Source organism: Aminobacter sp. Y103A (assembly GCF_030294925.1).
Classification (GTDB): Bacteria; Pseudomonadota; Alphaproteobacteria; order Rhizobiales; family Rhizobiaceae; genus Aminobacter; species Aminobacter ciceronei.
Map to the genome: position 1 here is coordinate 431,090 of NZ_AP017987.1, position 12,168 is coordinate 443,257.

Genomic DNA, 12,168 nt, shown 5'->3' on the forward strand with positions numbered 1-12,168 from the left:
GGAGGCTGCTATCATGCCAAAATGACGAGACTTTCGACCGGTTTCGTCAAACTGTTCGAAATCGCACAAGGAATGTTTCATTCTCCACAGGTAGATCGATTCGACCATGGGAGCGGAGGGATCTGGCGTGGACACTTCTGGTACGGGTAATACGGCTGGCGATTCTGGGGCGGTGGCGCGCTATGCCGGTCTTGGCACGGCTGCTTGCGTCGTCGTCGCGGCGGGCGCCGCGGCACTGCTGTTTCAGGGCCAGGCCGACGGCGCATTCTGGCGCGGCGTGATCGGCGCCGGCGTCGTTGCTGGTTTTGTTGCTGCACCGCTTCTTACGATCATCGCCAACGAACGGCGCAAGTTTGGCGCGCTGAAATCCGAAGTCAGCCGCCTGTCTTCGGTCGATGCCCTTACCTCATGCCTGAACGGTAGCGTGTTCGCCAGTCTGATCGACGCCTTTCGCAATTCGCCCTCCAGCCGCCAGGGCGCCTTGCTGGTCGTCGACATCGACGACTTCCGCGCGATCAATGCCAGATTTGGCCATGCCTGGGGCGACGAGGTTCTCAAGATCGTTGCCGGTGCAATCAAATCGTCGGTGCGTGGCGGCGATCTCGTCGGCCGCATCGGCGGCGAGGAGTTCGGGGTCTTCCTGCCCGGCGCCAGCAAGGAGAATGCCGAGCGTGTTGCCGAACGCATTCGTGGCTCCATTTCCGATACCGTGCTCGAGCCGGGAGGCCGCAACTGCCCGCTGACGGTCAGCGTGGGAGCAGTCCTGTTCGACGATCAGTTCGAGTTTGACGAGATGTTCCGCAAGGCCGACGGTCGTCTTACCGAAGCAAAGGCCCGCGGCCGCAACCGCGTCGAATTCATCGACATGTCGGACGACAGCGACGACAGCGACGACAGGCCCACCCTGAACGCCTAACGAAGGCATAGCCTTCCAAGCCGATTGTTCAACATGTAGTCGGCATTTTAACGGTTCCGGCAACAGATCCTGAAATGTCAGCATGCCCTAATGTATCGCAAATTCTGGCGAGGGTCGGGCATGCAATTCCGCGATCAGGACAGCCCTTGCTGCTGATGATGACCGGCGTCGCAGGCGTGCGCGACCTCGTTTGCCTGTGCAACAAGGCGGAACGGCAACGGAGTTCGCTGGCACGCTGATGGCGCGTACCGGACATTTCAGGCTGCAACACGAGTTGGCTGGCACGCATATCGCGGAATCCTAATGTGGAGTCGGGCTTGATTCGAATTCTGCACCGAGAGAGGGAGAACATCCGGTGACCAATAGCAGGAAGCTACTTGTCAGCGCGGCATCCGCGCTCGCCATCAGCGCATTGCCGATCAAGTTTGACATCGGGTCAGTCGGCGGTTTCGCCCAGACTTCAGCGTTCGCCAAGAGCGAGAATGGCGGTGGCAACGGCGGTGGCGGCGGCAATGGTGGTGGCGGCGATCGGGGCAATAGTGGTGGCAAGAGCAGTGGCTCGTCCAACGGCAAGTCTGCATCGGCCGCCGGTAAAACCAAATCGAGCGGGGGTGTCCAGCCGGCCTCTGTTGGCGGGTTGTTGACGTCGATCTTCGGCGGCGGCCAGACCAAGAAGTCGGTGGCTGTTAACAACAAGCGCAAGGCGCCGAGAACCGCCAAGGCCAAGCAGAATCCCAAAGCTTTGACGGCCAATGTTCTGCCCGCCTCCGTGGCTGTGCCAGGGACAAAGCCTGTCAAGGAAAAGAACCTCAATGCGCGTCTGGCGGGTCTCAACTCGCTTAATCGAAACTACCACGCCTATCTGAACTCGCAGTCTCCGCGGATGGCGCTTGTCAGGGAGTATGTCCTGAATTCTGCCAAGGCCGAGCTGGCGGGCGAAGCTGCAGCAGCAGCAGCCGAAAAGGCCGCCCAGTTGCAAGCTGCGTTGGACGCGGCCGCAGCAGTCATCGTGCCTTTTGACGGCGGTGCGCCAATTGCAGATCCGACCGCAGATGCACTTCAGGCCCGCCTCGACGCGCTGGATGCGCTGGAGCCGCCGGTCGATCCGGCCGACCTAGCCGCATTCGAGGCGGAGAAGGCAGCGCTGTCTGATGCACTTGCGGCCGCAGATGATTTGGCCAAGGCTGAAGAGGAGCTTGCAGACGCCCAAGCGGCGGCCGATGCCGCGGCCGACGGCACCAGCGAAGACGACCTCAAGGAGGCGCTGCTCGCCGCAGCCAATCCCAATCGCGTCGCTGAATATGGCGACGCCTATTTGAATGACGAGGTCATGGATTGGGCCAAGGATGTCCTTGGCGTCGGCGACGCTTACGGCAAGATCGACGAGGTCAAGGCCACCTTGCCAAGCGAGACAGCGGAAGCAAGTGTGGTGATCGAACCAGTGTCTGAGGCTGCGCCCCCTGTGCCGCTCGTTCTGCCGGCCAACTAAAGGCATCGTTCGGTTGGTCGCATGCCAGCCAAGATTCTAACCGCTGCCGGGTATCTGGCGGCGGTCAGGCCAAGGGGCAGTGGTTAGGCGCGCCTCACTCCGGTCGTCGTAGATGGCAGCCGTGTCGGGTTAGGAAATCGACAGAATCTCAAGCTCGCGCTGCCCCAGCATGACGATGTCGCCGACGGCCTTGCCGATCAGCGCCAAGGCGACCGGCGAACCATGCGAGATGGAGGCTCGAGACGGGTTGGCCTCGTCCTCGCCGACGATGCGGAAGCTCTGGGTGCGGCCATCGTCACGCTCGAAGGTGACGGTGTGGCCAAACGCAACCACCTCGTTCGAGGTCGGCGCCGGCATGAGCTGGGCCGTACGCACGCGTTCAGCAAAATAGCGCACGTCCCGCATCGGAACCGCCGACTGCCGTCGCCGTTCATTGACGTCTTCAAGCAAATTCGCGGCCTCGAGTGCTTGCTGGGCGCGGGCCAGATCATCCTTCAGCATCTGAAGGCCCGCCTGCGTGACGAGGTTGATCCGATCGGAGATAGGGCGTGCCGGCAGAATGGTTTCCGATGCCGCCTCAGCACTTTCTTCCTTGGCAAATGCGACGCTCAATTGGCCGATACTCCGTCGAACTCTGTTCCCAAGTCGTAGCCCACAGCCAACAATAAAGCTGCAACAATCTGCTGGCGGATCTCGAGCCGATGCGGCCGGCGGATGCTCATGATCACGGCGCCACCGAAAGAAAGGCTCGCGAGCGACGGCGCATCGATGCCATGAAGCATGGACATTCGTATTGACACAAATACATATGTTCATTACCTCTGGGCGCAATTGCAGAGCGTGCTCGGGAGGAACCATCGGATGACCATCAACGTAGCCCCTGTCGGCTTGGCGCGGGATCTTGCCGAGCGCGGCAAGTCCGGCAAGCCGATCCGCATTGGCCTGATCGGCTCGGGCGAGATGGGCACCGACATTGTGGCGCGGGTGGCGCACATGCCCGGCATCGAGGTCGGCGCGATCTCCGAGCTCAACCTGCCCAACGCGCATCGCGCCGTCGACATCGCCTATCAGGAGAAGGGTCACGCCCGCGAAGTTGCCTCCGGTTCGGCGCTGAACGAGGCGATCGAGGCCGGCAAGGTCGCGGTCACCAATGATGCCGACCTGATCCTCAACAGCGGCCTGATCGACGTCGTCATCGATGCGACGGGCGTTCCTGCCGTCGGCGCCGAGATCGGCCTGCGCGCCATGGAGCATGGCAAGCATCTGGTGATGATGAATGTCGAGGCCGACGTCACCATCGGTGCCTATCTCAAGTCAGAGGCCGACAGGCTTGGCGTCACCTATTCGCTCGGCGCCGGCGACGAGCCGTCGTCCTGCATGGAGCTGATCGAGTTCGTCTCGGCGATGGGCCACACCATCGTCGCTGCCGGCAAGGGCAAGAACAACCCGCTCAACATCGACGCGGTGCCGCACGACTATGCCGAGGAAGCGGCCCGCCGCAACATGAACGTGCGTATGCTTGTCGAGTTCGTCGACGGCTCCAAGACCATGGTCGAGATGGCGGCGATCGCCAATGCCACCGGTCTGGTGCCGGACAAGGCCGGCATGCACGGCCCGGCCGCGACCTTGCCGGAGCTCAACAAGGTGCTGGTCCCGGAGAAGGACGGCGGTGTTCTCTCCAAGGTCGGCGTCGTCGACTATTCGATCGGCAAGGGGGTTGCCCCCGGCGTGTTCGTCATCGCCGACATGTCGCATCCGCGCATCCGCGAGCGCATGGAAGATTTGAAGATGGGCCATGGCCCGTATTTCACCTTCCACCGGCCCTATCACCTGACCTCGCTCGAGGTGCCGCTGACCTGTGCCCGTGTGGTGCTTTACGGCAAGGCCGACATGGTGCCGCTGGCCAAGCCGGTGGCCGACGTCTGTGCGGTGGCCAAGAAGGATCTTGCGCCCGGCGACGCGCTCGATGCCATCGGCGAATACACCTACCGCGCCTGGATCATGACGGCGGGTGAGGCGCGTGCCGCAAAAGCCATCCCTTGCGGCCTGCTGCAGGGCGGCACGGTGACGGCCCCGATCAAAAAGGGCGAGCTGATCACCACGGCCAATGCGTCAGTCGCGCCAGGCTCCAAGATCGCCGAGCTGCGCGCACGACAGGACCGGCTGGTCTACGGGGCGGAGGCATAATCGTGGCCCAGCTTAAGACCAAGGACCTGCCGACGGGCGTGAACCTGCCCTTCATCTACCGGGAATACAGTGCCGAGCGGCTGAAGCAGGCCCTGCACAAGATGTATCTCATCCGCCAGTTCGAAGAGGGCGCGGAAGAATCCTACATGCGTGGCCTGATCCACGGCACGATGCACCTGTCCATCGGCCAGGAGGCGAGCGCCATGGGCATCTGCATGCCGCTCACCAATGACGACCAGATCACCTCGACGCACCGCGGCCATGGTCACTGCATTGCCAAGGGTGCTGAAGTGTCGAAGATGTTCGCCGAGTTCTTTGGCAAAACGACCGGCTATTGCCGCGGCCGCGGCGGCTCGATGCACATCGCCGACGTGACGACGGGTAATCTCGGTGCCAATGGCATCGTTGGCGGCGGCATTCCGATCGCCGTGGGTGCGGCACTCACCGCCAAGCGCCTGAAATCTGATCGCGTCGTCATCTCCTTCTTCGGCGACGGCGCCAACAATGAGGGCGCCTTCCACGAGGCGCTCAACATGGCCTCGCTGTGGAAGCTACCGGTCATCTTCGTCTGCGAAAACAACGGCTACGGCATGTCGACCTCGATGGCGCGCTCGACCGCGGTGCCGAATGTCGCCGACCGCGCCGCCGCCTATTCGATGCCGGGTGTGATCGTCGACGGCAACGTGCTGTCCGACGTCGCCGAAGCCAGCCACGAGGCCGTTCGCCGTGCAAGGGCAGGGGAGGGGCCGACGCTGATCGAGTCCAAGACCTATCGCCATCGCGGCCACTCCAAGAGCGACCGTAACCGCTACCGGACCAAGGAAGAGATCGAGGACTGGATGACCAACCGCGATCCGATCGTCCGCTATGAGAATGAACTGATGGAATTCGGTGTCATCGACCAGGCAGGTATCGAGGCCATCCGCGAGGCGGTCGCCAAGGAGATTGCCGACGGCATCGAGTTTGCCAAGGCGAGCCCGTCGCCCGAGATCCGCAATCTCGAACGCTACGTCTACACGGAGACTGTGTGATGGATCAGGCCGTGCGCGAGCTGAGCTATGCCCAGGCGATCCAGGAAGCCATGGCGATTGCCATGGAGACCGATGAACGCGTCTTCCTGATGGGCGAGGACATCGGCGTCTATGGCGGCGCCTTCCAGGTGACGGGCGACCTTGTCGAGCGTTTTGGCGCCGACCGTGTCATCGATACGCCGATCTCGGAACTTGGTGGCGCCGGCGTTGCCGTAGGTGCCGCCGTGACAGGCCTCCGGCCTATCTTCGAGTTCCAGTTCTCCGACTTCGCCACGCTCGCCATGGAGCAGATCGTCAACCAGGCCGCCAAGATGCGCTACATGCTCGGCGGCGCGGTGTCGGTGCCCGTGGTCATGCGCTTTCCGGCAGGTTCGGGCACGGGTGCTGCAGCCCAGCACAGCCAGAGCCTCGAAGCCTGGCTCGGCCATGTGCCCGGCTTGAAGGTCATCCAACCGGCGACGCCATACGACGCCAAGGGCATGCTGCTCGCGGCCGTTGCCGATCCGGATCCGGTGATGATCTTCGAGCACAAGCTGCTCTACAAGACCAAGGGCCCGGTGCCCGAGGGCTATTACACCGTGCCGATCGGCAAGGCCGAGATCCGCCGCGAGGGCCGCGACCTGACCATCGTCGCCACCTCGATCATGGTGCACAAGGCGCTCGAAGCCGCCAAGACGCTCGAAGCCGAAGGCATCGACGTCGAGGTCGTCGACCTGCGCACCATCAGGCCGATGGACAAGGAAACCGTCATCGAGAGTGTCAAGAAGACGTCGCGCCTGCTCTGCGTCTATGAAGGCGTGAAGACCCTTGGCGTTGGAGCTGAAGTCAGCGCCATGATCGCCGAGAGCGAGGCCTTCGACTTCCTCGATGCGCCGATCGTCCGCCTCGGCGGCGCCGAGACGCCGATCCCCTACAATCCGGAACTGGAAAAGGCGACCGTGCCGCAAGTGCCCGACATCCTGGCCGCCGCGCGCAGCCTCGCCACGGGGAGCCGCTAGACCATGCCGGTCGAAGTAATCCTGCCCAAGGTCGACATGGACATGGCGACCGGGCGCATCTCGCGCTGGTATGTCGACGAAGGTGCTGCGGTCAAGAAGGGCGACCTGCTGTTCGAGATCGAGACCGACAAGGCGGCGATGGAAATCGACGCCCCAGCCTCGGGCACCATCCGCGACATCACAGGCAAGGAAGGTATAGACATCCCGGTCGGCGAAGCCGTTGCCTGGATCTACGCCGAGGGCGAAGCCGGCAAGCCGGCCAAGGACGCAGCAGCCGAAGCCAAGCCTGTGCAGGATTTGGTTCCTGCTGCGCCGGCTGCCGCGGCAGCGATCGCCCCGGTGTCTCCGGCAGAGCTCGCCCGGGTGAAGACCGTCGCCCCGTCCATGTCATTGAACGGCACGCGCGCCACGCCGCTCGCACGCCGTCTCGCGGCGGAAGCCGGGCTCGCGCTCGACACCATCGCAGGATCCGGCCCCAAGGGCCGCATCATGCGCAAGGACGTCGAAAGCGCCATGACGGCGCCTAAGCTTGAGGCGAAAGCCGCGCTTTGGCCCGACCGGATCATTTCCAGGCCGCCGGCATCCTCCCAGCCGCGGCCGGCGCCACAGCGGTCCGCTGGCGCGGCACCGCTGAACTTTGCCTGGCTGCGACAGGGTGAAGGGCGTCCGATCGTTCTGATCCACGGCTTCGGCGCCGACCTCAACAGCTGGCGGCCGATGCTGGCGGCCGGTCCGGTCGATGCACCGCTGCTGGCGCTCGACCTGCCCGGACATGGCGGCTCGCCGCGCCAGACACCTGCCGACCTCGACGCCATCGCTGCGGATGTCGAGGCGACGCTGGCATCGCTTGGCCTTGGCCCGATTCTGCTTGTCGGCCATTCCTTCGGTGGAGCCGTGGCGGCAACCGTTGCCGCGCGCGGCCATGCCGATGTCCGTGCACTGGCGCTGATCGCGCCGGCCGGCCTCGGCCCCGAGATCAACGGTGCCTTCCTGCAGGGTTTCGTGCGGGCAAAGAGCGAGGCAAGCCTGATGCCATGGCTTCGCCAACTGGTATCAGACGAGCAGGTTCTATCAAAGCCTTTCGTCAACGCCACGCTGGCGCAGGCGGGCGACAGCGAACTGCGTGCTGCACAAGGCGGGATATCGGACCGCTTCTTCGCTGATGGCACCCAGACCTTCGACATCAGGGGGCTGTTGGCAGCCTTGCGCATTCCGGTTCGTGTCATTGTCGGCGCCAACGACCGGATCATCCCGGCAAGTCAGTCGCAGGGGTTGCCCGGCGAAATTGCGCTGCATGTCTTCCAGGCCACCGGCCACATGCCGCAGGTCGAGCGGCGTGCGCAGGTGCTCAGGATCCTCCTGGAGATGGCGCGGGCCTAATGCTTTCGAGATCCCCACGCGACGTATGTGGGGATTTTGTATGCGACTGGATCAGCTCTCAAAGTCGCCAAACGTGTTCTGCAGCCGGGTCAGCAGGTCGACACGTTCGCCGACCTCGTCGCCAAGCAGCACGATGATGTTGCTGAGCATCAGGTCCATCACCGCGACGATTGTTGCCGAGCCGTCCCAGAGCGGACCGTGCGAACCGGGCACGACGAGGCAGATGTCTGACACCTCCGGCCCCCAGGGGCAGAACTCGTCGGTCAGCAGAACGACCTTCACGCCCATGCGCCGCGCTTCCATGGCAAGTGGGCGCGCCTTGGCGGCAAAGCGCCTGACGTCGTGCAGGAACAGCACACGGCCTTCGACCGAGCCATCGAGCAGTTCGGAATAGGTGCCGTTCAGGCCGTCTACGAACTGCACACGCGGGCGCGTGTAGGACAGCTGGCTGGCGAAATATTGGGCGATGCCGCGGACATTCTGGTAGGCGGCGACATAGACCTCGCTTGCCGAAACCAGCGCGTCGATCGTCTGCTGCCACTCGGGTGCCGCCGTCAGTTCATAGATCCGTCCAAGATTGTCGATCTGCTGCTGGATGAGCCCGGCAAGAAGCTTGCCCTCGCGGATGTCCTCCCGGAAACGGTCGACCGGGCCCTTGACCTGCCAGGCAGGGTTGGAACTGCCGCGTCGCAACTCATGCTTCAACTGGTCGAGTCCGTCGAAGCCCATGCGGCGGAGGTAGCGGCCGACGGTCATCGGCGACAGTTCGAGACGGGTGGCAATGGATCGCGCCGTCTCGAACGGGATTTCCGCCAGGTTGCGCTCGATGTAGTTGGCGATCAGCTTGTCGGATTTTGACCGCCTCAGCTCCTCGCCTTGCACGAGCTTCAGGATTCGCTGCGCCATGTCCTCTCCGGCCAACCGCCTTTCAGGCAGCTATTGGGCTGTCTTCACCTTGGTCCAGACCCGGTCAAGCTGGCGCAGGCCAGGTCCCAGATCCTCGAAAATCTGCAGCCGCTGCATCGTTTCGGGCGAAGGATTGATCTCCTTGCTATTCTTGATGTTGTCGGGGGTCAATTGCCGCGCCGGGACGTTCGCGGTGCCGTTGGTCTGCTGGGAAACATTGAGCGCGGCGACCTCCGGACGGGTGTAGAACTGCATGAATTTGAGCGCGTTTTCCTTGTTGGGCGCGGTCTTGAGGACGCAGATGTCCTCCTGGTACATGGTGGCACCTTCTTCCGGGATGACATAGCCGAGGTCGGCAGTGTTGCCGAACACGTCGACCATGGCGCCCACGAAGAAATGCCCCGCTGCGACGTCGCCCGACTGCACCATCGGGCGCGTGTCATAGGTGAAGGCGGCGACATCGGGCTTCATCGCGATGATCGTGTCGGCGGCCTGCTGCAGTTCGTTGGGGTCGGTCGAGTTGACCTTGTGGCCGTTGAGGATGAGACCGACTGCGAGCACCTCGCGCATGTCGTCGAGCAGGGTGAATTTGAGGCCCTTGGCCTCGACCGTGGCGATCAGGTCCTTCCAGCCGGTGATGTCCTTGCCGAGGATCTTGCGGTTGTAGAAGATGCCGACCGAGCCGAATGCGTAGGGCAGGCAATACTCGCCCTTGGGGTCACTCTTGGCGCGCATGAAGGCCGGGTCGATGTTCTTGAAGCCTTCATAGGTGTTGATGTCGGTCTTCTCGAGCAGGTCGAGCTTGGCCATGATGTCTTGCATGTGCACCGACGGGAAGACGATGTCGTAGCCGGTGGCGCCGCCCTGGATTTTCGCCAGCATCTCTTCGTTCGAGGAGTAGGTCGACAGGTTGACCTTGATCTGGGTCTCGTCCTCGAATTTCTTCAGCACCGCCGGATTGATGTATTCGCCCCAGTTGTAGATGTTGAGCTCGGCAGCGCTGGCCGGCGCGATCGTCGTCATGGCGGCCGCAATCGATAGTGCGGCGACTTGCGTCAGCAGGCTTCGCCTGGTCGGGCGGGCGCCCGCGAGGGCATGGTTCATGATCCTCATCGAATTCTCCTCTGTGTGGTTATCTGCCCATTGCAGGCCGGCTTCGCGTGTTCCGGCTCCGGCTTCTGGTGGCCGTTGACTTGGATGATCAAATGGTATCCAAATCTCGAAATCGCACAAGAGTTATTTGAATAACAATTCGGGGAACGGCAGATGCGAGATTCCATTGTCCGGCTGGAGGGAGCGGCAAAGACCTTCCCCACGCCGGAAGGTCAAAGCGTGGTCGCGCTCGACAAGATCGACCTCGATGTCGATCGCAACGAGTTCCTGACGCTTCTCGGCCCTTCGGGTTGCGGCAAGACGACCTTGCTGCAGGCGATCAGCGGTTTTGTCGAGCTCGATGCCGGCCGCATTCTGATCGACGGTGTCGACATGACGACACGCCCGCCCTATCGCCGGCCCGTGAACACCGTCTTCCAGAACTATGCGCTGTTTCCGCACATGACCGTCGGCGAGAATACGGGCTACGCGCTTGAGGTTGCGGGCGTCTCCAAATCTGAACGCCACAAGCAGGTCGCCGCTGCACTCGACATGGTCGGACTCTCCGGCATGGAGGGCCGCCGGCCACGCCAGCTTTCCGGCGGCCAGCAGCAGCGCGTGGCGCTCGCCCGTGCCATCATTGCCCGGCCAAAGCTGTTGCTTCTCGACGAGCCGCTGTCGGCACTGGACAAGAACCTGCGCCAGTCGATGCAGATCGAGCTGAAGACGCTGCAAAGCGAGCTCGGCATCTCGTTCATCTTCGTCACCCATGACCAGCAGGAAGCGCTGACGATGTCGGACCGCGTCGCCGTTCTGTCAGGCGGACGCATCCAACAGCTCGATACCCCGCGCAGCATTTATGATCGCCCGGCCAACAGTTTCGTCGCCACCTTCGTCGGCGCCAGCAATCTCTTCGAAGGCCAACTGGACAACGGATGGTTGCTGACCGGCGATGGCCTCGCGATCCGCCATCAGCCGTCGCTTGGGAAAGTGTCAGGCAAGGCTAAGGCCTTGATCCGCCCCGAACAGTTCTTCATTACGGGGGAGGGACGGGACTATCCTTTCCTGGACGTCGAGGTCGAGCAGATCGTCTTCGTCGGCTCGTCATTCGAGCTGTTCGGTCATACCGTCGAAGGCCGCAAGGTTGTTGCCGAAATTCCGGCCGGACGGCGCAGCTTCGTCGGCGAGGTCGAACAGGCAAAGAAGGCACGGCTGTCCTACGACCCGTCCGCTGTTCATCTCATCAGGTGCGACGCCGATGGCATCTGAGATGTCTCTCGCTGGTCGCCGCCGCGTTCAGCTGGCGCTGCTGCTCGCCCCGGTGACGCTTTTCCTAGCTGTCTTTTTCCTGGGCCCGCTGGCGATCATGATCGTCACCAGCTTTCTCGCCCCCGGCCTCTATGGGGGCGTGGAGTGGACCTACTATCCGCATAATTATGGCCGCATCCTCGGTTTCGCCGACCCGGCATTCGAGGTCTTCGACCCGGTCTACCTCTCGATCTTCCTGCGCTCGCTCAAGATCGCGGGCTTCACCGTCATCGCCACCATGGTCGTCTGTTATCCCGCAGCCTTCTGCATTGCGCGGCTGTCTGAGCGCTGGAGGAATTTCTGCCTCTTCCTGATCACACTGCCCTTCTTCACCAGCCTGATCGTGCGATTGTTCATCTGGGTGCTCATCCTGCGCCAGACTGGCATCGTCAACGAGGCGTTGCTCGCGACAGGCGTCATCACGCGACCGCTCGAGCTGATCTACACCGATGGCGCCATTGTGCTCGGCATGGTCTACATCTTCATTCCGTTCATGTTCATGCCGATCTATGCCAGCGTCGAAAAGCTCGACTGGACGCTGGTACGCGCGTCGCTCGACCTCGGCGCGGGCCCGGTCCGGACTTTTGTCCGCATCATCCTGCCGCTGACCGCGCCTGGCATTGCCGGTGGTGCCATCATCGTCTTCATCCCGGCGCTTGGGAACTTCGTCGTTCCTGCGGTTCTTGGTGGCGCCAAGGTGATGATGCTGGGAAATCTCATCGAGCAGCAGTTCCTGTCTGCCCGCAACTGGCCCTTCGGGTCGGCCTTGGCGATGATGGTGATGAGCGTGATGCTGGTGCTGCTCTTCATCCATGTCGTCGCGTCCGGTCGCCGCGGCGCTGACGCCACAAATTGAGGGGC

At 62.8% G+C, this 12,168-nt stretch carries 12 protein-coding genes; 8 read left to right on the forward strand and 4 right to left on the reverse strand.

Translation table 11 applies throughout. The features are described 5' to 3' along the window. Positions 1-127: 127 nt before the first annotated feature. Complete coding sequence (locus Amn_RS29550; RefSeq protein ID WP_286298696.1) at positions 128-916, forward strand: GGDEF domain-containing protein; 789 nt, start codon at positions 128-130, stop codon at positions 914-916. Between the two features lie 355 nt (positions 917-1,271). Continuing rightward, complete coding sequence (locus tag Amn_RS29555) at positions 1,272-2,405, forward strand: hypothetical protein (protein ID WP_286298698.1); 1,134 nt, start codon at positions 1,272-1,274, stop codon at positions 2,403-2,405. A gap of 129 nt (positions 2,406-2,534) precedes the next feature. Here Amn_RS29555 and greA read toward each other — a convergent pair whose 3' ends face one another. Both greA and Amn_RS29565 read right to left on the reverse strand, forming a co-directional pair. Then, positions 2,535-3,017: a transcription elongation factor GreA gene (greA, locus tag Amn_RS29560; RefSeq protein WP_286298700.1), complete on the reverse strand. Its 483-nt coding sequence runs from the start codon at positions 3,015-3,017 to the stop codon at positions 2,535-2,537. After that, positions 3,014-3,187: a hypothetical protein gene (locus Amn_RS29565; protein ID WP_286298702.1), complete on the reverse strand. Its 174-nt coding sequence runs from the start codon at positions 3,185-3,187 to the stop codon at positions 3,014-3,016. Before Amn_RS29565 ends, greA begins: the two co-directional genes overlap by 4 nt. A gap of 79 nt (positions 3,188-3,266) precedes the next feature. Here Amn_RS29565 and Amn_RS29570 point away from each other — a divergent pair, with 79 nt between their 5' ends. From Amn_RS29570 to Amn_RS29585, 4 genes are read left to right on the forward strand one after another with little or no spacing between them, the layout of a single operon-like run. Continuing rightward, positions 3,267-4,592 (forward strand): NAD(P)H-dependent oxidoreductase, encoded by a 1,326-nt coding sequence (locus tag Amn_RS29570; RefSeq protein WP_286298705.1) that lies wholly within the window; start codon positions 3,267-3,269, stop codon positions 4,590-4,592. A gap of 2 nt (positions 4,593-4,594) precedes the next feature. Further along, entirely contained in the window at positions 4,595-5,623 is a 1,029-nt protein-coding gene (locus Amn_RS29575) for a thiamine pyrophosphate-dependent dehydrogenase E1 component subunit alpha (protein ID WP_286298707.1), read from the forward strand. Then, a complete protein-coding gene (locus tag Amn_RS29580; RefSeq protein ID WP_263008271.1) occupies positions 5,623-6,621 on the forward strand; it encodes an alpha-ketoacid dehydrogenase subunit beta in 999 nt (332 codons plus the stop codon). The genes Amn_RS29575 and Amn_RS29580 overlap by 1 nt, the downstream gene beginning before the upstream one ends. A gap of 3 nt (positions 6,622-6,624) precedes the next feature. Continuing rightward, positions 6,625-8,001 carry an acetoin dehydrogenase dihydrolipoyllysine-residue acetyltransferase subunit gene (locus tag Amn_RS29585; protein ID WP_286298713.1) on the forward strand — a complete coding sequence of 459 codons (1,377 nt, stop codon included), beginning with the start codon at positions 6,625-6,627 and terminating at the stop codon, positions 7,999-8,001. 51 nt (positions 8,002-8,052) lie between these two features. Here Amn_RS29585 and Amn_RS29590 read toward each other — a convergent pair whose 3' ends face one another. Beyond that, positions 8,053-8,907 (reverse strand): MurR/RpiR family transcriptional regulator, encoded by an 855-nt coding sequence (locus tag Amn_RS29590; protein ID WP_067968219.1) that lies wholly within the window; start codon positions 8,905-8,907, stop codon positions 8,053-8,055. Positions 8,908-8,937: 30 nt separating this feature from the next. Continuing rightward, positions 8,938-9,930: a polyamine ABC transporter substrate-binding protein gene (locus Amn_RS29595; protein WP_269441487.1), complete on the reverse strand. Its 993-nt coding sequence runs from the start codon at positions 9,928-9,930 to the stop codon at positions 8,938-8,940. A 243-nt stretch (positions 9,931-10,173) separates the two neighbouring features. On the opposite strand from Amn_RS29595, the gene Amn_RS29600 reads away from it, so the two are divergent. Together Amn_RS29600 and Amn_RS29605 are read left to right on the forward strand one after the other, a co-directional pair. Then, positions 10,174-11,268: an ABC transporter ATP-binding protein gene (locus Amn_RS29600; protein ID WP_067968222.1), complete on the forward strand. Its 1,095-nt coding sequence runs from the start codon at positions 10,174-10,176 to the stop codon at positions 11,266-11,268. A gap of 1 nt (position 11,269) precedes the next feature. Beyond that, a complete protein-coding gene (locus Amn_RS29605) occupies positions 11,270-12,163 on the forward strand; it encodes an ABC transporter permease (RefSeq protein WP_067968224.1) in 894 nt (297 codons plus the stop codon). The last annotated feature ends 5 nt before the right edge of the window (positions 12,164-12,168 follow it).

Coding starts and splice junctions, on each gene's coding strand:
- Amn_RS29595 (WP_269441487.1), bottom strand. CDS start 9,930: ATGACGACGATCGCGCCGGCCAGCGCTGCCGAGCTCAACATCTACAAC.
- Amn_RS29590 (WP_067968219.1), bottom strand. CDS start 8,907: ATGGCGCAGCGAATCCTGAAGCTCGTGCAAGGCGAGGAGCTGAGGCGG.
- Amn_RS29580 (WP_263008271.1), top strand. CDS start 5,623: ATGGATCAGGCCGTGCGCGAGCTGAGCTATGCCCAGGCGATCCAGGAA.
- Amn_RS29600 (WP_067968222.1), top strand. CDS start 10,174: ATGCGAGATTCCATTGTCCGGCTGGAGGGAGCGGCAAAGACCTTCCCC.
- Amn_RS29565 (WP_286298702.1), bottom strand. CDS start 3,187: ATGCTTCATGGCATCGATGCGCCGTCGCTCGCGAGCCTTTCTTTCGGT.
- Amn_RS29570 (WP_286298705.1), top strand. CDS start 3,267: ATGACCATCAACGTAGCCCCTGTCGGCTTGGCGCGGGATCTTGCCGAG.
- Amn_RS29585 (WP_286298713.1), top strand. CDS start 6,625: ATGCCGGTCGAAGTAATCCTGCCCAAGGTCGACATGGACATGGCGACC.
- Amn_RS29605 (WP_067968224.1), top strand. CDS start 11,270: ATGTCTCTCGCTGGTCGCCGCCGCGTTCAGCTGGCGCTGCTGCTCGCC.